Here is a 24,400-nt window from a genome sequence, read left to right on the forward strand (position 1 = left end):
CTGTCTGTTAGACAGTCAAGAGGCGGCCGAGGTTGGTCACTTGGCGCACACAGTCTTGTCCGCTGTTGCTTTCTGGATGTCCTCCGGCGCCTTCGACGGGGCGGCGATGGGTGTGCCGGCCGCCTTGAAGTCCGAGCCGAGGGTCAGGATCATCGCCGGCAGGCCCTGGTCGTTCTTCTCGCTCTTGCCGGGCTTCATGGCGGATGAGGGCAGCCCCATGATGTCGGCGAGCCGGCGTGCCTGGTCGGCCTGGTCCGGCGCGTACTCGAGCGTCGTTTTCGACAGCTTCTTCGGCGCGTTGCCCAGCTGGCTCGACTTGAGGACGCCCTCGGTGTTCTGCAGCCAGGTCAGCGTCGTCTGTGCGGCGCCGACGGTCTCGCTGCCGTTGTAGATGTCGACCCGGACCTCGGAGGCGTCGGCGCGGGAGCCCTTGAGCAGCGCGTCCTGCTTCGACTTGGCCGCCTTCTTGTCCTTCGCCACCTCGGTCAGGGAGACGTCGTCCCGGATCATCGCGAACAGCGGGTCTGCCTTGGCCGGGTTGACGACGACCGTCGCGTGGACCTTCTCGGCGGGGTTGTCGATCACCGGGAGCGTGGTGAAGGTGATGTTCTTCGGCGGCACCTTCTTCAGCTCCAGGGCCACGTCCTTGAGCTCGCTGAGGCTTCCTATGCCGCTGTCCACCGTCAGTGCCTTGGTCGCCGCCTCCGCCAGACTGCTCAGTTTGGTCGGGCTGGTGAGCGTGTCGCCGGAGCTCATCTTGCGCATCAGCGATCCGAGGAACTGCTGCTGCTGCTGGATGCGGTCCAGGTCGCCCTGGTTGCCGAAGCTGTGCCGGGTGCGCACGAACGCGAGGGCCTGTTCGCCCTGGACGGTGTGCTTGCCCTTGGAGAGCTTCAGATGCGAGTCGGGGTCGTCGACGTCCTTGGCGAGGCAGATGTCCACACCGCCGACCGCCGTCGTGAGCGTCTTGACGGCGTTGAAGTCGGCCATCATGAAGTGGTCGGGCTGAACTCCCGTTATGGCCTTGACCGTTGCCATCGTGCAGCCCGCGTCCCGGCCGCTCTGGCCGAGGCTGGTGTTGAAGCGGGTGTCAGGCGTTCCGCTGATCGTCCTCAGCACGCCGTCCTCCCTCACCTTGCAGGCCGGGATGTCGGTGATGAGGTCGCGCGGGATGCTCAACGCGGTCGCGTTCGAACGGTCCTTGGCCACGTGCAGCAGGATGTTGGTGTCGGCGTGGCCGACGCTGTTCTTGTCGCCGTAGCCCGCGTTGCCCTTGCCGGTGCGTTTGTCCGTACCGATCAGCAGGATGTTGAACGCCTCGTCCTTGCTGAAGCCGTTCTTCGCGCCGACGACGTCCTGCTTGTTGATGTTGCCGTCGAGGTGGCGCAGATACAGGTAGGCACCGCCCGCGCCCGCGACCATGACGAAGGCCATGACGCCGCCCGTCCACAGGAGCGCCTTTTTGCCCTTGGACTTCTTCTTGCTCTTGGACCGGCGCCTGCTGGCCGGCTCCGGCTGAGGGGCCCGCCGCCTGCGCTGGCCGGGTACCTCGCGGCTGCCCTGTTCCTCGCGGGTCCTGCCGTTCTGCCGGTTCTGTCCGGTCTGTCCCCGTTGCCCGGTGGAGCGTTGGGAAGACCTGCGAGGTCCGGGTACGGCCGACTGCCCAGAGGAAGGGTTCAGTCGCAGTTCGTAATCGCCGGTGTTCGGGTTGAGTACCCACTGGTCTGCGGGGTCGATGTTGTCCGCCCGCCCACGGCCTTGCGCGTCCACGGTTGTCTGCATCCTCCGTCGGGGCCACGCGGCGCCTTGTCCCCCTCAAGAAGGCGCTCGGTCAGTCGGTAATCAGTGCGCGACCGTCGTTGGCCGGGTGCACCGGATCGCTCACACTATCCGCCCAGTTCAGCGTCAAGCGACGGCGGTGACAAATTCCACTCCCCTACAACTGGGCAATCCGTCCTATTTCTTTGGACGTGACGCGAACCCCTTGGGAATCGCTTTACCTGCAGGCATCCTGGGCGGCCGTGTTGCCGCGGAACGTGGGTGCCGGACTGGCGGAGGAACCGGACGAAACGGAGGGGTCGCCGGGCTTCCCGTCGTCGAATCCGTCGTGCTCGTACGCCATGTCGTCCGTGTCCGAGCTGTCCTCGCCGGAGCCGTCGGAGGATTTCCGGGCGGCGCTCTCCTTCGGCGTCTTTCTGGCGACCACGACGGGGGCGTCGGTGCGCAGTTGCGTGAAGAGCTGCTCGGCCGCGGGCTGGACGAGCTGGTCACGGTTGGCGTTGTAGATGTAACTGCGCCGCGGCACCGTCAGGAATTGGACGCGTTCGGTCGGAATATCCCGCATGCCGCGTACGAGGTTGTAGAGGCCGCGCAGACTGGCGAGCCCGGGGTCCGTGGTCAGGGACGAGGTGGCCGCGTCGAGCACGGGGTACAGCTTCGTCGGGTTGAGCAGCACCTGGTTGCTCTGCACCTTGTTCACCAGGGCGCCGAGGAACTGCTGCTGGCGGTCCATCCGGTCGGTGTCGCTGCCGTTGCCGAGGCTCTTGCGAGCCCGCACGAAGCCGAGCGCCTGCTCGCCGCTGAGGGTCTGCTTGCCCGCGGGCAGCTTCAGGTGCGCCGCTCGGTCGTTCATGGGCTCCTTCAGGCAGACCTCGACCCCGTCCACGGCGTCGACCATGTCCTTGAACCCGCTGAAGTCGACGACCATGTGGTGACCGATACGGATGCCGGTGAGCTTCTCGACCGTACGGATCGTGCAGGCGGAACCGCCCTGCTCGAAGGCGTAGTTGAACATCGCGAACATGGGGCCGGTGCGGGAGCCCTTGCGCGTGCGGCAGCTCGGAATGTCCACCATCAGGTCGCGGGGCAGCGAGACCGCGATGGCCCTTTTGTGGTCGGCGGATATGTGCAGCAGGATCGTCGTGTCCGAGCGCTGGGTGCCCGAGTCGCGGCCGTACTTGCGGTTGCCGGCGCCGGCCCGCGAGTCGGAGCCGACCAGCAGGATGTTCTGCGCGCCGCGCACGAGCGAGGTGGGCCGCTCCTTCTCGTAGCGGGCGAGCTCGGCGGCCGCGTCGGTGTCCTCGGTGATGTTCCCCTGGAGCTTCTCGTAGACCGCCCAGCCGGTGCCGCCCGCGGCGAGCACCGCGACGCCGGCCCCGATCGCCGTGTACCGCAGCCAGCGCCGGCGCCGCCGGGCCGTGCCCGCCCCCGTGGGGGACGAGCCCGCGCCCGACCCGTGCCCGGCCGGCCCCACCGCGTCGTCGTCGCCCGTGTGTCGTGATTCCGGGGGCGGGCCTGCGGATTCGGTCACGTGAGTCCACCCCTCATGACGACGACGGTGCGCAGGTGCGCCCCTTCGACCATCGCCCGGCACGGCGCCCGGGGCCCGGTGGCCCAGGGGTGGACAGGGCCGAACGGGTGACGCCGGCCCGGGTGTCTCAGCGTGCGGTCGTCGAGACCCGCTCGTTCTCCACCCGCTTGGCCAGGGACTCCTGGTCCAGGCCGTCGAGGTGGCGGCACAGGACGACGGAACCGCCGGTGGCGAGCGGGGCGTACAGGCCCGCGCTCAGGCCGCGCCAGGTGTCGTACGGGAGTCCGGACAGCAGGCGCGAACCGGGGCCCGTCAGGCCGAGGTCCGCGGCGTCGGCCCGCGCCTTCTCGACGACCTCGGCGCCGGTGAGCTCGGCCCCCGCGACGACGAGCGCGGGCTCCTGCGGGTCCACGGGCGAGAACGGAGCGAACCGGTCGCCCTGCCCCGGCACCTCGACCGCGTAGTCGGCGAAGCCCTCCGGAGGCTGGGGGAAGCGGCCGCCGAGCGGACGCAGGGCGAGCGCCACCCGCTCGCCGGAGCAGGCACGTGCCCGCTCCAGCGAGTCGGGGCCGCTGACGACGAGGTCGGCGGCGGCCGGGTCACCGTCGACGTCGGCGACGACTCCGACCGACGCGCACGCGAGCAGCCACACGGCGCTCTGCCAGTGCGCGGGCAGCAGCAGCGCGAGCCGGTCGCCGGGCTGTGCGGCGAGGTCGCCCTGGAGGAGATTGGCGGTCTTGGCCACCCAGTTGGCGAAGGTGGCCACGGACAGTTCGACGCGTTCGCCCGTGGCGTCGTCGTAGAAGGTCACCAGTGGGCGTCCTGGATCGGCGGCGAGCGCGGATCGCAGCAGGTCGGCGGGGGTGCGGTCGGTGGCGTTCACGGGCGCAAGGGTACGCGGGGCGCGGGGCGGCGTGCGGCCGACCGGGGGAACCTTGACGCCGTGTCGGCCCGATGAACTGTCAATTCCCCTGCCCACCGATGACACTTCCCGATGGACAGATATGTACAGCTATGTCCACGATCGTTTGCATGCGTGGATTCATAGCTTCCTCGATCGGCGTCGCGTGTGCGGCCGCCCTGTCCCTTCCGTTCGCCCTGTCTTCCGGAGCCGGGGCAGCCACGACCCCTTCGGCCGCCAGTGCCCTGACCGCCGGAGCCATATCCGGCAGCACCCAGTCGCTGCCCCTGACCGTCCTGCCCCGCGACCGCGGCCTGCGCGCCCCGGGCGAACAGGGCCTGACGCAGCGCGATGTGCACCCCTTCTCCCTCGTCGGCGTCATCTGGGACGACCCGGCCGCCGACCTGGAGGGCAGCGTCCAGGTGCGTACGCGCGCCACGGGCACCGCCCGCTGGTCCGGCTGGCAGGAGGTCGAGACCCACAACGGCGACCACGCCCCCGACCCCGGCACGGCCGAGCACGACTCGGGCCGGCTGCGCGGCGCCACGGCCCCGCTGTGGGTCGGCGCCTCCGACGGCGTGGAGGTGCGTGTGCGCCCCGGGGCCGCCCAGGCGGACCGGGCCGCCGCGCCCGCCGGACCCGCCGCGAACTCCGCCGCTCAGGCGCCTCTGCCCAAGGGCCTGCACCTCGAACTGGTCGACCCCGGCCACGAGTCCCCGCCCGGCGGTGCCCCCGCCGATGTCCCCCGCGCCGGAGCGCTGACCGCGGAGTCGGCGGCTGCCTCCGCCGTCAACGCGGACCTGGCCCCGCCCGGCGCGGACGTCATCCCCGCCCTCAGCAAGAAGGAGACCGAGAGCGAACTGATCGCGGCGCGCGGCGGTGAGGCCCACGCGAAGGCCGGCCCCTTCATCGGCCCGCGCCCGAGCATCGTCACGCGCAAGGGCTGGGGCGCCGACGAGACGCTGCGCGAGGCGAACTTCGGCTACACCTCGAAGGTCAAGGCGGTCTTCGTGCACCACAGCGTCACGGGCAACAACTACAGCTGCTCGCAGGCCCCTTCAGTCATCCGCGGTATCTACCGCTATCACGTGAAGAGCATGGGCTGGCGCGACATCGGCTACAACTTCCTCGTCGACAAGTGCGGCAACATCTACGAGGGCCGTGCCGGTGGCGTGGCGAAGCCGGTCAAGGGCGCCCACACCCTCGGGTTCAACACGAACAGCATGGGCGTCGCGGTGCTCGGGACCTTCAGCTCCTCGAAGCCGTCGGCCGCCGCGGTGAAGGGCCTCGCCCGCCTGGCGGCCTGGAAGCTTGGCCTCTACGGGGGGAATCCGAGCGGTAAGACATATCTCACGTCGGCCGGTGGCAATCTGTACCGCAAGGGAGAGAGCGTTCGACTGAACGTGATCTCGGGGCACCGGGACGGCTTCGCGACCGAGTGCCCGGGGCGCCTCCTCTACAACAAGCTCGGCACCGCCCGGTCCACATCGGCCAGTCTCCAGGGCCGCTGACGCCCGGCCGCACCCCACAGTCTGCATACACTGGCCGGCCGAAAGGCAGTTCGACCGGCCCCAGCAGGAAGCAGAGACGACAGGTGACAGAAGCGATCCTCCTGGTCGGCGGCAAGGGCACCCGACTGCGACCGCTCACCGTGAACACACCCAAGCCGATGGTCCCGGCGGCGGGCGTCCCGTTCCTCACCCACCAGCTGGCCCGGGCGAGAGCTGCGGGCGTCGAGCACATCGTGCTCGCCACCTCGTACCTCGCCGAGGTCTTCGAGCCGTACTTCGGTGACGGCTCGCGCCTCGGACTGCATCTGGAGTACGTCACCGAGGAGGAGCCCCTCGGCACCGGCGGCGCGATCCGCAACGTCGCGTCCCGGCTCCACTCGGGACCCGACGACCCGGTCCTCATCTTCAACGGTGACATCCTCACCGGCCTCGACATCCGTGCCCTGGTGGACGAGCACGAGACCACCGGCGCGGACGTCTCCCTTCATCTGTCCCGGGTCGAGGACCCGCGGGCGTTCGGCCTGGTCCCCACGGACGCGACGGGCCGGGTCCAGGCCTTCCTGGAGAAGCCCCAGACGCCCGAGGAGATCGTCACCGACCAGATCAACGCGGGCGCCTACGTGTTCCGCCGCTCGGTCATCGACACGATCCCGACGGGCCGCCCCGTCTCCGTGGAACGCGAGACGTTCCCCGACCTGCTCGCGTCCGGCGCCCACCTCCAGGGCATGGTCGACTCCACGTACTGGCTGGACCTGGGCACCCCCCAGGCCTTCGTGCGCGGCTCCGCCGACCTCGTCCTCGGGCGCGCGCCGTCCCCGGCGGTCCCCGGCCGGCGCGGCGACAGCCTCACGCTGCCCACCGCCTCCGTCGCCCCCGGCGCGAAGCTCACGGACGGCACGGTCGTCTGCGAGAACGCGACGGTCGGCGAGGGCGCCCGCATCTCGGGCAGCGCGATCCTCGCGGACGCGACGGTCGAGGCGGGCGCGGTCGTCACCGACTCCCTGATCGGCCGCGGCGCCCACGTGGGCGCCCGCACGGTCCTGACGGGCGCGGTGATCGGCGACGGCGCGACGGTCGGCGCGGACAACGAACTCCAGTCGGGTGTACGGGTGTGGTGCGACGCCCGTATCCCGGCGGCGGCGGTGCGCTTCTCCTCGGACCAGTAGGGGCGGCCTCCTCGGACCGGCAGGGGTCGTCTCCTCGGACCACTAGGGGCCGGCGAGTGCGACCCCCTACGCTGCAAGGAGCACCCCCACCACCCGACGAGGACCCCTTGGCCGGCCGATACGCCCCCCGCCCCACGCGCACCACGGTGCGCGGCGGCGAGACCGGCGTGCCCAGGGCCGTCGTGCCCCGAGCCGTCGTGCCGCGTCCGGCGACCGCGGCGCACACCCGCCGCTGGACCCCCAAGGGCCCGTTCGACCTGGGTCTGACCCTGGGCCCGCTGCGCCGGGGGCCCGCCGACCCCGCCTTCCGTGTCACACCGGACGGCTCGGTCTGGAGGGCCACCCGCACCCCCGAAGGCCCCGGCACCCTGCGCGTGGCCCTGCGCGGCGGAGTGGCCGAGGCGGAGGCGTGGGGCCCGGGCGCGACCTGGCTCCTTACCCAACTCCCGGAACTTCTCGGCGAGTCGGACGAGCCCGAGGCGTTCGAGCCGCGTCACAGGCTCCTCGCGCACGCCCACCACTACCGGCCGGGACTGCGCCTGCTGCGTACGGGCCTGGTCATGGAATCGCTGATCCCGTCGATCCTGGAACAGAAGATCACGACGGATGAGGCGTACCGCGCCTGGCGCATCCTGCTCCGTACGTACGGCACCCCGGCGCCCGGCCCCACCGCCGGGCTCGGCCTTCACGTCATGCCTGAGCCGCGCGCCTGGTCACTCATCCCGTCCTGGGAGTGGCACCGCGCGGGCGTCGACAACAAGCGGGCCTCGACCATCCTGCGGGCCGTCAAGGTGGCACGGCGTATGGAGGAGGCCGCGGCGATGACCCCGGCCGACGCCCGCGCCCGCCTCGAACTGATCCCCGGCATCGGCCCCTGGACCTCCGCCGAGACGGTCCAGCGCAGTAACGGCGCCGCCGACGCCGTGACGACCGGCGACGTCCACCTGCCCGGCATCGTCGGTTACGCCCTCGCCGGCAACCGCGACGCCGACGACGCGGAGATGCTGCGGCTCCTCGCCCCGTACGAGGAGCAGGGCCAGCGCCACCGCGCGGCCCGCCTCGTCCTCCTCAGCGGCCGCACACCCCCGCGCAGACAGCCGAAGATGCGCCGTACGAACATCGCCGACTGGTAGCCCGCTCTTCTAGCGCACGACCACGAAGTCACCGGCGTCACGCGCCGGGCGCTCGGCCGGGGCGGCGGCCGCGTGCCCCACGGCGACGGCGCCCATCGGGTCCCACTCCTGCGGAAGCCCGAGCACCTCGCGGACGACATCGCGGCAGAACATCGTCGACGACACCCACGCGGACCCGAGCCGCTCACCGGCGAGCGCGACCAGGAAGTTCTGCACGCCCGCACCGGCCGCGACCACGAACATCTCCCGCTCGGCGGCGTCCCGCCGCGCGTGCCCGTACGTGTGCGACCCGTCCATCACCATGCACGGCACGACCAGGTACGGCGCCTGGCGCAGCACGTCGCCGCGGCGCACGCGCTTGGCGACGGACTCCTCGCTCTTGCCGTCGCGCCGCAGGTCCTCGACCCACGCGTCCCGCATCGCGTCGAGCAGCCGGACCCGCGAGTCCTGCGACTCCAGGAGCACGAACCGCCACGGCGTCGTGTGGTGCGGGGCGGGCGCGGTCACGGCCGCGGCGACCGCGCGCCGTACGGCTCCCGGGTCGACCGGCTCGTCCGTGAACGCCCGCACCGTGCGCCGCTGGGTCACGGCCTCCCGTACGGCCTCGGACGTGCCGAGCCGGAACATGTCGTCCCGCGCGACGCGCACCAGCTCGCGCGCGCCGGTGCCCTCGCCCACCACGTGCGCGAGCCCGCGCACGACGGCGACGGGCAGCCCGGCCGCCTTGCCCTTCACCAGGTCCCCGGCGGCGGCCAGCTCGTCCGCCGTGGCGACGACGGTGGCGCTGAGCGGATTGCCGTACGCGTCCGTGCCGCCGCGCAGGTCGTCGAGCACGTGCACGCCCGCGGCACCGATGGCGACATCCGTCAGGCCGTTGCGCCACGGGCGGCCGAAGGTGTCCGTGACGACGACCCCGACGTCCACGCCGAGCGCGTCCCGCAGCCCGTCCCGGATCGCCGCGGCGGACGCGTCGGGGTCCTCCGGGAGCAGCAGCACGGTGCCCGCGGGCGTGTTCGACGCGTCGACGCCGGCGGCGGCCATGACCAGGCCCAGCTTGTTCTCGACGATGCGCAGGGTGCCGCGGCGCGCGACGACGCGTACGGTCTCGGCGTCTATGGCCGCCTCGCGGTCGGTGGCCTCGACGATCCGGCCCTCGGCCTTGCTGACGATCTTCGAGGTGACGAGCAGCACGTCCCCGTCGACGAGGCCGGGCTCGGCGGTGGCGATCAGCTTGGCGAGGTCGTCGCCCTCCCGGACCTCGGGGATGCCGGGGAGCGCCCAGGCGCGGAAGGAGGGGGCGTCACTCACGCGCGGACCTCCTCCGCGAGCGTGAGCGCCTCACGCGCCATCTGCGTCGTCGCGTCCAGGTCGGACATCATCAGCGGCACCGCGCGGCAGCGGATGCCCGCCGCCTCGACGCGCTCCACGGTGCCCGCGTCCACCGTGTCGACGAGCCACCCGTCGAGCAGCCCCGACCCGTAGTGCTCGGCGACCGCGGCGGCCGTCGAGTCGACGCCCACGGCGGCGAGGACCTTGTCGGCCATGCCGCGCACGGGCGCGTCCCCGACGATGGGCGAAAGTCCGACGACGGGCACACCGGCTTCGGCGATGGCCTCGCGGATGCCGGGCACGGCGAGGATGGTCCCGACGCTGACGACGGGGTTGGACGGCGGGAAGAGGATGACGTCCGCCTCGGCGATGGCCTCCAGGACACCCGGCGCGGGCTTGGCCTGCTCGGCGCCGACGGGCACCACCGCGTGCGCGTCCACGGAGGCCCGCAGCTTCACCCAGTACTCCTGGAAGTGCACGGCCCGGCGCTCCCCGTCGAGGGTCACCGCGACATGGGTCTCGATGCGGTCGTCGGACATCGGGATGAGCCGCACGCCGGGCTTCCAGCGCTCGCACAGCGCCTCGGTGACCGCGCTCAGCGGATAGCCGGCGTCCAGCATCTGCGTACGGACGATGTGGGTCGCGAAGTCCCGGTCGCCGAGACCGAACCACTCGGGCCCCACCCCGTACGCGGCGAGCTCCTCCTTGACGAGATACGTCTCGTCCTTACGTCCCCAGCCCTGCTCCTCGTTGATGCCGCCGCCGAGCGTGTACATCACCGTGTCGAGGTCGGGACAGACCTTCAGGCCGAAGAGATGGATGTCGTCCCCGGTGTTGCCGATGACCGTGATGACCGCGTCGTCCGGTGCGGCCTGCTTGAGACCGCGAAGGAACCGGGCACCACCGATGCCGCCTGCCAGAACCACAATGCGCATGTGCCCAGCATCGCAGGCGGGTACGACAGTCCGTCAGGCGGTCACGGCATCCTGCGTGGCGTCGCTGACGCAGCGGGGGGCGTGCATGGGCATCTCGGTGAGGCCGGGGTAGTACACGTGGAGGCTGACGGCGGGTTCCAGCGCGTCGTTGACGACCTCGTGGACGTAGCCGGGGGCGAAGACGCGCTGTGCGCCGGGCGCGAGGGCGCGGGAGCCGCGCTCCGAACGCTCCGTCAACTCGCCCTGAAGGACGGTCAGTATCCCGGAGGAGCGGCCGTGGTCGTGCAGTCCGCTGCCCTGCCCGGGCACCCAGGACAGGAGCCAGACCTCGTAGCCGGGGCCCGTCTGCAGGCGGTGGTACCAGCGGCTGGTGGCGTCGTACTCGACGAGGTGTTCCCACCGGCCGCGGTCGGCGGCGATGGTGCGGGCCAGGCCGGCGAACTCGGCGACGGTGACCGGGTGCTCGCGCGCGGGCTGGAGCAGGTGGGGTACTTCGAGGATGTCGCCGGCGATCTGCAGGTCGCTGTTGCTGTTCATGGGTATGGGGGTTCCTCGGCGGTGTGCTGGGGGTGTCGCTTGACGGCGCCCGGCACGGATGAACTGCCGGGGGAGTGGAGCGCGGTGGAGCGAGGGGGTTCAGCCGGAGCGCGGTGGGCTCAACAGCTGGGACAGCAACAGCGACAGCGCGCGTGGGCAGCACCGAGGGACCCGGGTCGGGTCACGGAAAGCGCCAAGTTCGCGAGCATGCCCACCAGCACACCGGTTCATTCCTCCGCTGTCAACCGAGTGTCCGGATTGTGGGATATGTTTCACCTCATCCGGTTGCCCTGCCAGGCGAAAGGTTTGTTCAGCTTTCGGCCGGGACACATGGCGCATCAACCGGGCGTACAAACGCCGTTGCGCCCCCGTGATCCGAATGTGATCCGGAACGCTCCGGCGCCGCTCCCGGAACGGGATCAACGCCCGAGACGTCCTTCCTTGCAGAGGTCCGCGCGAGGCCTGCCGGAGCTCCTGGGGGAGTGACGGCCGGGATGGGCCTCTGGCAAGTGTCAAGGTTTAGGCCGATTTGAACACTTTCCGCATACCCTTGGTTCCGCAGAGTGAATAAGGGACCCAATAGCAGATCTCGGCTTGACTGGCCCGGATCGGCACACTTGTAATTTCACTCGTGTCGTTCAGCCGAAATCGGTTACGGCAGCATCACGGGGACGCACAGACGGACGAGGGGCGCACTATGACCGAGTCGTTTCAGCAACTGCTGGTCGAGGACGCGGAAGAGGAACTCGGCTGGCAGGAGCGCGCACTGTGCGCCCAGACCGACCCCGAGTCCTTCTTCCCGGAGAAGGGCGGCTCCACCCGGGAGGCCAAGAAGGTCTGCCTCGCCTGCGAGGTCCGGTCCGAGTGCCTCGAATACGCACTCGCCAACGACGAGCGATTCGGCATCTGGGGCGGCCTCTCCGAGCGTGAGCGGCGCCGCCTGAAGAAGGCCGCGGTCTGAGGCGGCAAAGGCCGCAGAACGCCGCAAGGCCGCACGAAGCCCCGCGCCAGGGCCCGTAGCCGGGACCAGAGCCGGGGCCCCACCGAGGACCGCGACAAGGACGCCGTCCGAAGACACTTTTCCGCGTAGCGATCGGCCCGTCGCCCTGGGTTGTCCACAGGGGGCGGGTCGCCGTTGTTGTCAGCCGTTAGTGTGGGGCCCCGTCCGAGACGACCCAGCGCCCGGCAGGGCACAGGCGTCCACCGCAGTCCAACGAACCGGGGCCCGTACCTCGATGTCCGTGCACAGCCATTCGGCAGGCCAATTCGACACTGCCGCAGCCGCGTTCAACCCGGGGCACGCCGCAGGGCCAGACCCGACCAGGCCACCCGAGTTCCCCAGACATGTCGTCACCGCCGTGCTTGTCTCCCACGACGGAGCACGCTGGCTGCCCGACGTCCTGTCAGGACTGCTCGGCCAGGAGCGCCCCGTACAGAACGCCGTAGCGGCCGACACCGGCAGTGCGGACGCCTCCGCCACGATGATCGCCGACGCGATCGGCGACGAGCGCGTTCTCCACCTGGCGCGCCGCACCGGCTTCGGTCAGGCCGTCGACGAAGCGACACGCACCGCGGGCGTGCTGACCCCGGAGGAGCTGCCGTACCTCAAGCGCCCCAGCGGCTGGGACCCCGTCAGCCGGAGCTGGCGCGACGACGCCTACGACATGCCGGAGCTGCCGCACGGCGAGCCCGAGCAGTGGCTGTGGCTCCTGCACGACGACTGCGCGCCCGAGCCCGACGCGCTCGCCGAACTCCTGCGCGTCGTCGAGAACGAGCGCGAGATCGGCAACGAGGTCGCCGTCGTCGGCCCCAAGCTGCTCGGCTGGTACGACCGCAGGCAGCTCCTCGAGGTCGGCGTCTCCATCGCCAACTCGGGGCGCCGCTGGACCGGCCTCGACCGCCGCGAGCAGGACCAGGGGCAGCACGACCACGTGCGGCCCGTCCTGTCCGTGTCCACCGCCGGCATGCTGATCCGGCGCGATGTCTTCGAACAGCTCGGCGGGTTCGACCGCAGGCTGCCCCTGATGCGCGACGACGTCGACCTGTGCTGGCGCGCCCAGGCCGCCGGGCACCGCGTCGTCATCGCCCCCGACGCCGTCGTCCGGCACGCGGAGGCCTCCTCGCGCGAGCGCCGCACCGTCGACTGCGTGGGCCGCACGGCGACGTCCCCGCACAAGGTCGACAAGGCCGGCGCCGTCTACACCCTGCTCGTCAACGCCCCTACGGCCGTGCTGCCCTGGGTACTCCTGCGCCTCGTCATCGGCACGCTCGCGCGTACGCTCGCGTACCTCGTCGGCAAGGTTCCCGGCCAGGCGCTCGACGAGATCACCGGTCTCCTCGGCACCCTGCTGCGGCCCGAGCGGATCCTCGCGGCCCGTCGCAGGCGCGGCAAGGGAGTGGTCGACGCCAAGGAGCTGCGGCCGCTCTTCCCGCCGCCGGGCGCCACGGTCCGGCTCACCGTCGAGCAGGTCGCGGGCAGCCTCTTCGGCGCGTCCGACCCCGAGATCAACGCCGCGGGACGGCACGGCAGCGCCGTCGAGTCCGGCCCCGGCGGTGACGACGCGGACTTCCTGGAGATCGAGCAGTTCGCCCGTCTCAAGCGCATCGCCCGCAAGCCGGGACCGGTGCTCTTCGTGGTGCTGCTGTTCGTGTCGCTCATCGCCTGCCGCGCGCTGCTCGGCGGCGGGGCGCTCGCGGGCGGCGCGCTGCTGCCCGCTCCGGGTGACGCGTCCGCCCTGTGGTCGCGCTATCTCGACGGCTGGCACGCGGCCGGCACGGGCGGCACCCAGTCCGCGCCGCCGTACCTGGCGCTCGTCGCCGCGTTCTCCACGCTCCTGTTCGGCTCGACCGGACTCGCCGTCACCGTGCTCCTCGTCTGCTCGGTGCCGCTCGCCGGCTTCACCGCCTACTTCGCCTCGCGGCCCCTGGTCACCTCGCGCCTGCTGCGCGCGTGGGCCTCGGTCGCGTACGCCTTCCTGCCCGCCGCCACCGGAGCGCTCGCCGGTGGCCGGATCGGCACCGCGGTGCTCGCGATCCTGCTGCCGCTCATCGCGCGCGCGGGGTTGTCCGCCAGCGGCTTGATGAACCACGCGGGGGCGCGCGGCAGCTGGCGCGCCACCTGGGCGTACGCCCTCCTGCTGACCGTCACGACGGCTTTCGCGCCCATCGTGTGGCCGATCGCGCTGGTCCTCGGCATCGCGCTCCTCGCGGTCCGCCGCGGCGACATCACCGCGTACGGGCTCCGCTTCCTGGCCGCGCTCGGCACCCCGCTCCTGATCCTCGCGCCCTGGTCGCTGACGCTGCTTCCGTTCGGCTTCTTCAAGGAGGCGGGCCTTCCGTACGGGAAGGGGTCGGCGTCCGCGCTCGGCCTGCTCGGCGCCTCGCCCGGCGGCTCCGGCACCCTCGGCGGACTGCTGCTCATCGGCATCGTCCTCGCCGGGCTCGCCGCGCTCCTGCGCACCGAGCGCCGCCCCGCCGTCCTCACCGCCTGGGCGATCGCCCTGGTGGCGCTGGTCTTCGCGGCCCTGTCGAACAGCTCGGCCTGGGCCGGGCCCGCGACCCTCGTCTACGGCATCGCCCTCCTCGCCGCCGCCGTGCTCGGCGCGGATGGGGCACGCTCGCGCGTGGCCGAGCAGAGCTTCGGCTGGCGGCAGCCGGTGGCGGCCCTCATCGCGTTCGCCGCCGTGGCCGGACCGCTCCTCGCCGCGGCGGGCTGGATGATCCGCGGGGCCGACGGCCCCCTGGAGCGCCGCGACCCCACCCAGGTGCCCGCGTTCGTCGCCGAGGAGAGCGACACCCAGGACCAGGCCCGCACCCTCGTCATGGACAGCGACTCGGCCGCCCGGGTGTCGTACACCCTGGTGCGCGGCGCCGGCGCGCGCCTCGGTGACGGCGAACTGACCGAGGCGGGCGGCAGCAACAAGAAGCTCGACAAGGTCGTCGCCAACCTCGTCGCCGGCTCCGGCGCCGACCAGGCCGACCAGCTCGGCGGCTTCGCCGTGCGCTACGTCCTCGTACGCGCGGGCGCGCCCCGGCAGATGAGCCGTGTCCTCGACTCCACGCCCGGCCTGTCCCGGCTCAGCCAGCAGGACGGCACCGCCCTGTGGCGCGTGGACCGGCAGGTCTCCCGCGCCGCGATCGTGTCCGGGTCCGACGAGCCGCAGCCCGTCGCCGCGGGCCCCGTCGAACTCCACACGAAGATCCCCGAGGGCAAGGCCGGCCGCGTCCTGCGCATCGCCGACACGGCCGACGAGGGCTGGACGGCGACGCTGGACGGGGCGCCCCTGACGAGGACGACCGTCGACGGCTGGGCGCAGGGCTTCGAACTGCCCGCCACGGGCGGCCGCCTGGACGTCACGTTCGACGCGCCGATCTCGCATGCGGCCTGGCTGTGGGCGCAGGGCGTGCTCGCTCTCGTCCTCGTCGTGCTCGCGCTGCCGGGCCGGCGCCGGGACGTGGACGACGACCTCCCCGAGGAGCCCGTCGTGCCCGCGCAGGCCGTCGAGGGCGAGGGCCGCAGGGCCCGTCGCCTGCGCGCCCAGGCGGAGGCCGAACAGGTCGCGGCCGAGAGCACGGACGGCGCGGTACCGCCGCCGCCTTCGGAGGAGGAGCTCGCCGCGGCCGGTGTGCCGCACCAGCAGTCGTACGGCGAGTGGGACGCCCCCACGTACGCGGCCGCCGACTACGGCCAGTACGCCGCGGGTGATCAGCAGCAGTACCAGGACGGCGCCTACCAGGGCCCGTACGACCCGGCCCAGCAGGCGGATCCCTATCAGGTCGACCCCTACCAGGCCGGCCAGTACGACCCGTACGCCTACGGGGGCACGTACGACGGCCGGCAGCAGTACGGCGAGCAGGCCTACGACGCCCCGTACGAGCAGCCGCAGCAGCCCGCGCAGCCGCCGCACGGCACCGACAGTGAGCGCCCCGACGGGAGCCAGCAGTGAACCGCACCACCCTGTCCCTGATCGCCGCGGCCGCGGCCCTCGCCGCCGTCACCGGTTTCGCGGCGGCCACCGCGCCCGGCGACGACGGCGACTCCGCGAAGGCGGCCGCGCGGCTGCCGGTGGAGCGCTCCAGCCTGCTGTGCCCCGCGCCGAGCACGTCGGACCTCGCCGAGACCGCGTACACCTCGTACACACCCGTCTCGCAGGGTTCGGGGAGTTCCGGCAAGGCCGCCCTGTCGCCGGCCACGCGCGAGCTGACGGACGGCACCGGGAGCGGCAAGGGCAAGGCCGACAAGCCGGTGCTGTCCCCGCTGAAGCCGGGCAGGCCCGTCGCGGGTGAGGCGTCGGGCGCCGAGTCGCCCGCGCTCGTGGGGAGCGCCGACGGGAATCTCGCGCCCGGCTGGACCGTGCAGCAGACGACGGAGGTGGCCGCCGGCACCGGCCGCGGCCTGCTCGGGGTGAACTGCTCGGCGCCGGACACGGACTTCTGGTTCCCGGGCGCCTCCACCGCCAAGGAGCGCAGCGACTACATCCACCTCACGAACCCGGACGACTCGGCAGCGGTGGTCGACGTCCAGCTGTTCGGGGCGAAGGGCGCCATCAAGTCCGATGTGGGCGAGGGCATCCAGGTCCAGCCGCACTCCAGCGTGCCGGTCCTGCTGTCCACCCTCACCGACAAGCCGCAGACGAACGTCACGCTCCATGTGACGGCCCGCAGCGGCCGGGTCGCCGCCGCCGTCCTCGCCGCGGACGACAAGCTCGGCGGCGACTGGCTCCCGGCGTCCGCGGACCCCGCGGGCACGGTCGTCCTTCCCGGGATCCCGAAGGACGCCACGAGCGTGCGCCTGGTCGCCTTCACGCCCGGCGACAACGACGCGGACCTGAAGGTCCAGCTGGCCTCCCCGACCGGCCGCATCACCCCGGCCGGGCACGAGAGCCTGCACGTGAAGTCGGGGATGACGGCCGCCGTCGACCTGGGCGACGTGACGCGCGGCGAGGCCGGCTCCCTCGTCCTGACGCCCACGGGCGACTCGGCCCCGGTCGTGGCCGCCCTGCGCGTCGTGCGCGGCAAGGGCGACGACCAGGAGTCGGCGTTCATCCCGGCGACCCGGCCCGTCGGCGCGCGGGCGACCGTCGCCGACAACCGCGCGAAGGGCTCGACGCTGTCGCTGACGGCCCCCGGCGCGGCGGGCACGGTCAAGGTGACGGCGTCGGCGGGCACCGAGGGCGGCACCCCGGTCACGAAGACGTACACCGTGAAGGGCGGCACGACGATGTCCGTGCGGCCGCCGGTCCCGGCCGGGCTCAAGGGGTCGTACGCGTTGACGGTGGAGCAGGTGTCGGGCGGGGAGGTCTACGGCTCGCGGATGCTGGACGTGCCCGACGCGGACGTCCCTGGCGTCCCCATGTTCACCGTCCAGACGCTCCCGGACGACCGGGGGACGGTGTCGGTGCCGCACGCGGACCAGGATCTGTCGGTACTGCAGAAGTGATCTCGCGGTGACCCGGTCCGCCGGGTCACTCCTCGTCGCCGTAGCGAGGATCCACCGTCTCCGGGGACAGCCCGAGGAGTTCGGCGACCTGCTCGACCACGACCTCGTGCACCAGGGCCGCGCGCTCGTCGCGGCCCTTGGTGCGGATCTCGACCGGGCGGCGGTAGACGACCACGCGCGCGGGGTGCCCCTCGCGCGCCGCGATCGTGGACCCCAGGGGCACCGCCTCGTCGCTCCAGCCCTCACCGGCCGTGCCGACCGAGGGCACATCGAGAATGAGGAAATCGATGTCGGCGAGCTGCGGGAGGCGCCGCTCGAGCCGCTCCACGGAGTCCTGCACCAGATCGGCGAACCCCGCGGCCCGGCTCGCGGAGAGCGGGACCTGAGGAGGGGCGACGGGCCCTCGCATGCCCCTGCCGTGACGGTCGCGGCGGCGGGGAGGCTTCGGCTCTGCGGCGGGGGGCGGTACGGGGTTCTCCATCACTGACGCAGCGTAGACCTCCCGCGGACGCACCCGCCCGCGGTGGCCCGCACGGAACCGGCATGTCGCTTCCCGACCGATCAAGCCAAACTTGGGTGCGATTCGGCATCCCTCCCGGACCGGTGACCTCGCGGCTCCTGTCGGTATTTGCCCCGACCGGTGACCGTACGCACCAGGGGCACGGGGCGTACCACCCCCGGTCCGCGCAGGTCAGCGACGCGCTCCCGGTACCCCGTGTGCGCCGCTGCGCACCACGACACGGTGGGGTGACCTCCCGGGGAGTCGTCGCGGCCCGCTCAAGAGTGCGGTACCGTCCAACGCTGTGAGCCCTGTACGTCGCTGTTCGCGCACCGCTTGCGGCCGTCCCGCCGTCGCGACGCTGACGTACGTCTACGCCGACTCGACCGCGGTCCTCGGCCCCCTCGCCACCTACGCCGAACCCCACTGCTACGACCTGTGCGCCGAGCACTCCGAGCGCCTCACCGCCCCGCGCGGGTGGGAGGTCGTCCGGCTCGCCGACACCTCCGGCCCCTCGCGCCCCAGCGGCGACGATCTGGAGGCCCTGGCGAACGCCGTGCGTGAGGCGGCCCGCCCGCAGGAGCGCGCGGCCGAGGCGGGCGGCTCGGGCCCCCGCACGGCGGACCCGATGGAGGTCGCGCGCCGCGGCCATCTGCGGGTGCTGCGCTCACCGGACAACTGAGCCCGACCCGATCCGGTTAGCCGGACCGCCAGCCGGAATTCGGACTTCGGTTTCCCCTTTACGGAATCTCCTTCGTCCCACTCATTGACCTGAGTTTGTTGCGGACACAACAATTTCGCCACCCAGAGCCCCGGGAGGCGCCCGTGTTCGTCCAGCAGCTTGAACCGGTGGCCGGATCGCTCGGCCTGTCCGCACTTGTCGCGACCCTGCCCCTGGTCACCGTGCTCGTCCTGCTCGGCGCCGTCCGCATGAAGGCCCACCTCGCGGGCCTCATCGGGCTCGCCGTGGCCGCCCTCGTCGCCTGCCTCGCCTACGGGATGCCTGTCGGCCAGACCGTGTCGAGCGCCGTACAGGGCGTGCTGTTCGGGCTCTTCCCCATCATGTGGATCGTCGTCAACGCCCTGTGGGTGTACCGGATGACCGTCCGCACCCGGCACTTCGACATCCTGCGCCGCTCCTTCGGGCGGCTGTCCGACGACCCGCGCATCCAGGCCCTCGTCATCGCGTTCTGCTTCGGCGCCCTGCTGGAGGCGCTCGCCGGCTTCGGGGCGCCCGTCGCGATCTGCTCCGTGATGCTCGTCGCGCTCGGCTTCGACCCCGTGAAGGCGGCCGTCGTCGCCCTCGTCGCCAACACCGCGCCCGTGGCCTTCGGCGCGATGGGCACCCCCGTCGTCACCCTCGCTCAGGTCACCGGACTCCCGCTCGACTCCGTCGCCTCCGTGGTGGGCCGTCAGACACCGCTGCTCGCCCTGCTGGTGCCGCTCATCCTCGTCTGGCTCGTGGACGGGCGGCGGGGCCTGCGCGAGACCTGGATACCCGCCCTCGCCTGCGGAGTCGCCTTCGCCGCCGCCCAGTTCGCCGCCTCCAACTACGTCTCCCCGCAGCTCGCCGACATCGCGGCCGCCCTCATCGGCGCGGGCGCCCTCGTCGCCGTGCCGCACGCGCGCAGGCCCGCCGCCGAACCCGTACGCGCCGCCGTCCTGACCGGCGTACGCAGCGAGGAGCTCGACCAGGACGACCCGCGGCCCGAGGTCCTGCGTGCCTACGCCCCGTACGCGCTCATCGTCGTCATCTTCTCGATCGCGCAGATCCCCGCGGTCAAGGACTGGATCGCCAAGGCGACACGCGTCTTCGACTGGCCCTTCCTGAACGTCGCGAGCCCTGAGGGCAAGCCCGTCGGCGGCAACGTCTTCACCCTGCCGCTCGTCTCCACCGGCGGCACCCTCGTCCTCCTCGCCGGCGCGATCACGGCCGCCGTCATCGGCGTCCACGCGCGCGTGGCCGTACGCGAGTGGCTGGCGACCGTGTACGAGCTGCGCTTCGCGATCCTCACCGTGACCAGCGTCCTGGCCCTCGCCTACGTCATGAACCTCTCCGGACAGGCAGCCACCATCGGGCACTTCGTGGCCGCGGCCGGTGCGGGCCTCGCGTTCCTGTCGCCCGTACTCGGCTGGTTCGGCGTCGCCGTCTCCGGATCCGACACCTCCGCCAACGCCCTGTTCGGCGCACTCCAGGTCACCGCCGCTCAGCAGTCGGGCCTGTCACCCGAACTGCTCGCCGCCGCGAACAGCTCCGGCGGCGTCCTCGGCAAGATGATCTCGCCGCAGAACCTCACCATCGCGTGCGCCGCCGTCGGCCTCGCGGGCAAGGAGGGGGACCTGTTGCGCAAGGTGCTGCCGTGGAGCGCGGGACTGCTGCTCGTGATGTGTCTGATCGTGATGGCGCAGAGCTCCGCGGTCCTCGGCTGGATGCTGCCCTGACAGCTGACTGTCGGTCCGTACGGGTAGTTTGTGCTGTCCGAAGCGGACTTCAGGAGAGTTGGGTGACCGTGGCTGCTGATCTGTCGCAGATCGTCAAGGCGTACGACGTACGCGGAGTGGTCCCGGACCAGTGGGACGAGCACCTCGCCGAGCTGTTCGGCGCGGCCTTCGTGCGCGTCACGGACGCCGCGGCCATCGTCGTGGGACACGACATGCGGCCCTCGTCACCCGGCCTCTCCCGGGCCTTCGCGCGCGGCGCCGCCGCCCTCGGCGCCGACGTGACCGAGATCGGCCTGTGCTCCACCGACCAGCTGTACTACGCGTCGGGCGCGCTCGGCCTGCCCGGCGCGATGTTCACGGCCTCGCACAACCCGGCCCAGTACAACGGCATCAAGATGTGCCGCGCAGGCGCCGCCCCCGTCGGACAGGACACGGGCCTGGCAGAGATCCGCGAGCTGGCCGAGAAGTGGCTGGAGACGGGCGCCCCCGAACCCGCCGTGAAGGCGGGCACCCTCACCCGGCGCGACACCCTCGACGACTACGCGGCCTACCTGCGCTCCCTCGTCGACCTCACGCAGATCCGCCCCCTGAAGGTCGTCGTCGACGCGGGCAACGGCATGGGCGGACACACCGTCCCGACCGCCTTCGCGGGCCTGCCGCTCGACCTCGTCCCGATGTACTTCGAGCTCGACGGCACGTTCCCCAACCACGAGGCCAACCCGCTCGACCCGGCGAACCTCGTGGACCTCCAGAAGCGCGTCCGTGAGGAGGGCGCCGACCTCGGCCTCGCCTTCGACGGCGACGCGGACCGCTGCTTCGTCGTCGACGAGCACGGCGACCCCGTCTCCCCGTCCGCCGTCACCGCCCTCGTCGCCTCCCGCGAACTGGCGAGGAACGGCGGCACGGGCACGATCATCCACAACCTGATCACCTCCTGGTCCGTCCCCGAGGTCGTGAAGGAACACGGCGGCACACCGGTACGCACACGCGTGGGCCACTCCTTCATCAAGCAGGAGATGGCCACCTCCGGAGCGATCTTCGGCGGCGAGCACTCGGCGCACTACTACTTCCGCGACTTCTGGAACGCGGACACGGGCATGCTCGCCGCGCTCCACGTCCTCGCCGCCCTCGGCGGCCAGAGCGGCGCCCTGTCCGCCCTCGTCGCCGAGTACGACCGCTACACCGGCTCCGGCGAGATCAACTCCACGGTCGACGACCAGCACGCCCGCCTCGCCGCGATCAAGACCGAGTACGCCGGCCGGGACGGCATCACGCACGACGAGCTCGACGGCCTGACGATCACCTCCGCGGACTGGTGGTTCAACGTGCGCCCGTCCAACACCGAGCCCCTCCTCCGGCTGAACGCGGAGGCCAGGGACGAAGCCACGATGACCAAGATCCGTGACGAGGTCCTGGCGATCATCAGAGCCTGACCACGGCCGACGCGAAACGGGACCCCCGTCCGAGCAGCCGTGCCCCCGCCCCCGGCGGTACGCTGACCAGGCCGCACGTACACACATTCACACCGCTGAAGGGACACCCCATGCCGCTCGAAGCCGGCCTTCTGGAGATCCTCGCCTGCCCGGCCTGCCACGCCCCCCTCAAGGAGGCGGACGCCGAGCTGCTCTGCACCGGATCGGACTGCGGCCTCGCCTACCCGATCCGCGACGGCATCCCCGTACTCCTCGTGGACGAGGCCCGCCGCCCCGCATAGGTCCCACCAGAGGCCCCGCACGGGCCGTCCCGGAGGCTGACACCATGCTCGACGAATCGCTGCTCGACGCCCCCGAGGCCCTCGCCAGGGTCGACCGCCGCGGACTCCTGCGCGGCGCCGCCGAGGCCGGCGCCCGTGTCCGCACCGCGGTCCGGCACGCCGCGGAGGCCGGAATCACCGAGCTCAAACCGGACGGCCGCCCGCGCGCCGTCCTCTTCGCGGGACCCGGACTGGCCGCCGGCTGCGTCGCCGACCTGCTCAACAGGCTCGCCGGCGCCTCCTGCCCCGTAGCCCGCCTGCGCCCCACCGGAGTCGCCCCCGCCGCGGGCGCCCTGCGCTGGGAGCTGCCCGGCTGGGCGGGCCCCGTGGACCTCCTCCTCGTCGCGACCACCGACGGCACCGAGCCGGGACTCGCCCTCCTCGTCGAGCAGGCCTACCGGCGCGGCTGCACCATCGTCGCCGTCAGCCCCGCGGGCGCCCCCCTGAGCGAAGCCGTCTCCGGGGCACACGGCCTCTTCGTACCGATGGCGACCGCCCCGTACGAGGACGACGAACCCGCCGCGGCCTCCGCGCCCGGCGCCCTGTGGGCCCTGCTCACCCCGCTGCTCTCCCTCCTGGACCGCACCGGTCTGCTCTCCGCGCCGGCCGAGACCCTGGAGAAGGTCGCCGACCGGCTCGACCAGACCGCCGAACGCTGCGGCCCGGCGATTGCGACCTACGGCAACCCCGCCAAGACCCTCGCCGCCGAGCTCGCCGACGCACTGCCCCTGATCTGGACCGAAGGGCACGCCGCGGGCCCGGCAGGCCGTCGCTTCGCCGCCGCGCTCGCCGAACTCGCCGGCCGCCCGGCCCTCGCCTCCGACCTGCCCGAGGCGCTCCCCGCGCATGGCCGCCTCCTCCTCGGCGACCTCGCGGGCGGCGCCGACCCCGACGACTTCTTCCGCGACCGCGTCGACGAGGAACAGCCGATGCGCGTCCGCGTCGTCCTCCTGCGCGACCGGCCCGGCGGCCTCACCGCCGCGCCCGCCGCCCGCGAGCTGGCCCTCGGCCACGACACCCCGATCAGCGAGCTCGAACCCGAAGAGGGCGGCGAGCTGGAGACACTCGCCGAACTGATCGCCGTCACGGATTTCGCCGCCGTTTACCTCGCGCTCGCCTCGGGCGCATGACGTGGACCCGGCCGGTCCGAACACCGGCCGGCCCCTGACCCGCGTACGGAGAAGAACACCTGATGGACCGCCTCACCAACACCGTCCGCCCCTATGCCTGGGGCTCGACCACCGCCATCCCGCACCTCATCGGTGCCGAGCCGACGGGCGAGCCGCAGGCAGAGATGTGGATGGGCGCCCACCCGGGAGCCCCCTCGCAGACCGGGCGCGGCCCGCTCAACGAGGTGATCGACCAGGCCCCCGAGCGTGAACTCGGCCCGCAGGCCGTCGCGAAGTTCGGCCCCCGCCTCCCCTTCCTCCTCAAACTCCTCGCCGCGGGCGCCCCGCTCTCCCTCCAGGTCCACCCCGACCTGACCCAGGCCAAGGAGGGTTACGAGGCCGAGGAGCGCGCCGGCGTCCCGATAGACGCCCCGCACCGCAACTACAAGGACGCCAACCACAAGCCCGAACTGATCTGCGCCCTCACGCCGTTCGAGGGCCTGTGCGGATTCCGCACCCCCGAAGAGGCCGCACGCCTCATCGAAGGCCTCGGCGTCGACTCCCTCAAGCCCTACGCCGACCTGCTGCGGGCCCACCCCGAAGAGGCCGCGCTGCGCGAGGTCCTGACGGCCGTACTGAGCGCGGACCCCGCGGAGATGGCCACCACGGTCACCGAGGCCGAGGCCGCCGCCGAACGCCTCGGCGGCGACTACGCGCCCTACGCCGGGCTCGCCCACCACTACCCCGGCGACCCCGGCGTCATCGCCGCCATGCTGCTCAACCACGTCCGGCTCAACCCCGGCGAGGCCCTCTTCCTCGGCGCCGGCGTCCCGCACGCCTACATCGACGGCCTCGGCGTCGAAATCATGGCCAACTCGGACAACGTCCTGCGCTGCGGCCTCACACCCAAGCACGTCGACGTCCCCGAACTCCTGCGCATCGTCCGCTTCGAGGCCACCGACCCCGGCACCCTCCGCCCCGAGGCGTCCCCCGACGGCGAAGAGGTCTACGCGACCCCCATCGACGAATTCCGCCTCTCCCGCCACGTCCTGCCCGAGGGCGCAGCCCCGCACGACGTCACCGCCGGCACCCCGCAGATCCTGCTCTGCACCGCGGGCACCGTCCGCGCCGGTGAACTCGCCCTCACCGCAGGGCAGTCGGTGTTCGTCCCGGCAGGCGAAAAGGCCGAAGTGTCCGGAGCCGGCACGCTCTTCCGGGCAACCGTGGTGGCCTGACGCACCCCCGCTGTCCCGGGCTGCAACAATGACCCACCGCAAAGGGTGGGCAAAGCCCGGGACGGCGTACGCGGACAGATCCGTACGAGCCAGGACCGGGA

General features: G+C 72.3%; 19 protein-coding genes. 12 read left to right on the forward strand and 7 right to left on the reverse strand.

Annotated features, from left to right (window positions below; translation table 11 throughout):
• Window positions 1-36: 36 nt before the first annotated feature.
• The 3 genes from OHO83_RS26980 to OHO83_RS26990 all read right to left on the reverse strand — a co-directional run bounded on the left by OHO83_RS26980 (window position 37) and on the right by OHO83_RS26990 (window position 4,193).
• Window positions 37-1,770, reverse strand: coding sequence for an LCP family protein (locus OHO83_RS26980; protein ID WP_330279816.1), 1,734 nt, complete (start codon window positions 1,768-1,770; stop codon window positions 37-39).
• Between the two features lie 226 nt (window positions 1,771-1,996).
• Window positions 1,997-3,253 carry an LCP family protein gene (locus OHO83_RS26985; protein ID WP_266676398.1) on the reverse strand — a complete coding sequence of 419 codons (1,257 nt, stop codon included), beginning with the start codon at window positions 3,251-3,253 and terminating at the stop codon, window positions 1,997-1,999.
• Window positions 3,254-3,437: 184 nt separating this feature from the next.
• Window positions 3,438-4,193, reverse strand: a complete 756-nt coding sequence (locus OHO83_RS26990; protein WP_266671214.1) for a TIGR03089 family protein — start codon at window positions 4,191-4,193, stop codon at window positions 3,438-3,440.
• Window positions 4,194-4,342: 149 nt separating this feature from the next.
• Between OHO83_RS26990 and OHO83_RS26995 the strand changes: the two genes are divergently transcribed.
• The 3 genes from OHO83_RS26995 (at window position 4,343) to OHO83_RS27005 (ending at window position 8,021) form a co-directional block, all read left to right on the forward strand.
• Window positions 4,343-5,722: a peptidoglycan recognition protein family protein gene (locus tag OHO83_RS26995; protein WP_266671212.1), complete on the forward strand. Its 1,380-nt coding sequence runs from the start codon at window positions 4,343-4,345 to the stop codon at window positions 5,720-5,722.
• Window positions 5,723-5,805: 83 nt separating this feature from the next.
• Window positions 5,806-6,888, forward strand: a complete 1,083-nt coding sequence (locus OHO83_RS27000) for a nucleotidyltransferase family protein (protein ID WP_266671210.1) — start codon at window positions 5,806-5,808, stop codon at window positions 6,886-6,888.
• 107 nt (window positions 6,889-6,995) lie between these two features.
• Window positions 6,996-8,021, forward strand: coding sequence for a DNA-3-methyladenine glycosylase family protein (locus tag OHO83_RS27005; protein ID WP_266671208.1), 1,026 nt, complete (start codon window positions 6,996-6,998; stop codon window positions 8,019-8,021).
• A gap of 9 nt (window positions 8,022-8,030) precedes the next feature.
• Here the strand turns inward: OHO83_RS27005 and OHO83_RS27010 are convergent, their stop codons facing one another.
• Genes OHO83_RS27010 through OHO83_RS27020 form a run of 3 tightly spaced genes read right to left on the reverse strand, consistent with a single transcriptional unit; the run spans window position 8,031 to window position 10,822 of the window.
• Window positions 8,031-9,329, reverse strand: coding sequence for a coenzyme F420-0:L-glutamate ligase (locus OHO83_RS27010; RefSeq protein ID WP_330279817.1), 1,299 nt, complete (start codon window positions 9,327-9,329; stop codon window positions 8,031-8,033).
• Window positions 9,326-10,285: a 2-phospho-L-lactate transferase gene (gene cofD / locus OHO83_RS27015; protein ID WP_266671204.1), complete on the reverse strand. Its 960-nt coding sequence runs from the start codon at window positions 10,283-10,285 to the stop codon at window positions 9,326-9,328. The genes OHO83_RS27010 and cofD overlap by 4 nt, the downstream gene beginning before the upstream one ends.
• A 33-nt stretch (window positions 10,286-10,318) precedes the next feature.
• Window positions 10,319-10,822, reverse strand: coding sequence for a cysteine dioxygenase (locus OHO83_RS27020; protein WP_266671202.1), 504 nt, complete (start codon window positions 10,820-10,822; stop codon window positions 10,319-10,321).
• 697 nt (window positions 10,823-11,519) lie between these two features.
• Between OHO83_RS27020 and OHO83_RS27025 the strand changes: the two genes are divergently transcribed.
• The 3 genes from OHO83_RS27025 to OHO83_RS27035 all read left to right on the forward strand — a co-directional run bounded on the left by OHO83_RS27025 (window position 11,520) and on the right by OHO83_RS27035 (window position 17,261).
• Window positions 11,520-11,783: a WhiB family transcriptional regulator gene (locus OHO83_RS27025; RefSeq protein ID WP_093617031.1), complete on the forward strand. Its 264-nt coding sequence runs from the start codon at window positions 11,520-11,522 to the stop codon at window positions 11,781-11,783.
• A gap of 274 nt (window positions 11,784-12,057) precedes the next feature.
• Complete coding sequence (locus OHO83_RS27030; RefSeq protein WP_330279818.1) at window positions 12,058-15,768, forward strand: glycosyltransferase family 2 protein; 3,711 nt, start codon at window positions 12,058-12,060, stop codon at window positions 15,766-15,768.
• Window positions 15,765-17,261, forward strand: coding sequence for a DUF5719 family protein (locus tag OHO83_RS27035; protein WP_330279819.1), 1,497 nt, complete (start codon window positions 15,765-15,767; stop codon window positions 17,259-17,261). Before OHO83_RS27030 ends, OHO83_RS27035 begins: the two co-directional genes overlap by 4 nt.
• Before the next feature lie 25 nt (window positions 17,262-17,286).
• Here OHO83_RS27035 and OHO83_RS27040 read toward each other — a convergent pair whose 3' ends face one another.
• Window positions 17,287-17,742: a metallopeptidase family protein gene (locus OHO83_RS27040; protein WP_266676396.1), complete on the reverse strand. Its 456-nt coding sequence runs from the start codon at window positions 17,740-17,742 to the stop codon at window positions 17,287-17,289.
• A gap of 322 nt (window positions 17,743-18,064) precedes the next feature.
• Here OHO83_RS27040 and OHO83_RS27045 point away from each other — a divergent pair, with 322 nt between their 5' ends.
• From OHO83_RS27045 to manA, 6 genes are all read left to right on the forward strand, one after another.
• Window positions 18,065-18,442, forward strand: coding sequence for a DUF3499 domain-containing protein (locus tag OHO83_RS27045; RefSeq protein ID WP_206302118.1), 378 nt, complete (start codon window positions 18,065-18,067; stop codon window positions 18,440-18,442).
• Between the two features lie 143 nt (window positions 18,443-18,585).
• Window positions 18,586-20,202, forward strand: coding sequence for an L-lactate permease (locus tag OHO83_RS27050; RefSeq protein ID WP_266671196.1), 1,617 nt, complete (start codon window positions 18,586-18,588; stop codon window positions 20,200-20,202).
• Window positions 20,203-20,270: 68 nt separating this feature from the next.
• A complete protein-coding gene (locus OHO83_RS27055; RefSeq protein ID WP_266676394.1) occupies window positions 20,271-21,635 on the forward strand; it encodes a phosphomannomutase/phosphoglucomutase in 1,365 nt (454 codons plus the stop codon).
• Window positions 21,636-21,745: 110 nt separating this feature from the next.
• Window positions 21,746-21,916, forward strand: coding sequence for a Trm112 family protein (locus OHO83_RS27060; protein ID WP_100597970.1), 171 nt, complete (start codon window positions 21,746-21,748; stop codon window positions 21,914-21,916).
• 44 nt (window positions 21,917-21,960) lie between these two features.
• On the forward strand, window positions 21,961-23,085 hold the full coding sequence (locus OHO83_RS27065) for an SIS domain-containing protein (RefSeq protein WP_266671195.1): 1,125 nt from the start codon (window positions 21,961-21,963) through the stop codon (window positions 23,083-23,085).
• Window positions 23,086-23,147: 62 nt separating this feature from the next.
• A complete protein-coding gene (gene manA / locus OHO83_RS27070; RefSeq protein WP_330279820.1) occupies window positions 23,148-24,299 on the forward strand; it encodes a mannose-6-phosphate isomerase, class I in 1,152 nt (383 codons plus the stop codon).
• Window positions 24,300-24,400 lie beyond the last annotated feature (101 nt).

Origin of the sequence: Streptomyces sp. NBC_00569 (assembly GCF_036345255.1) — a bacterium.
In the GTDB taxonomy this organism is placed as follows: Bacteria; Actinomycetota; Actinomycetes; order Streptomycetales; family Streptomycetaceae; genus Streptomyces.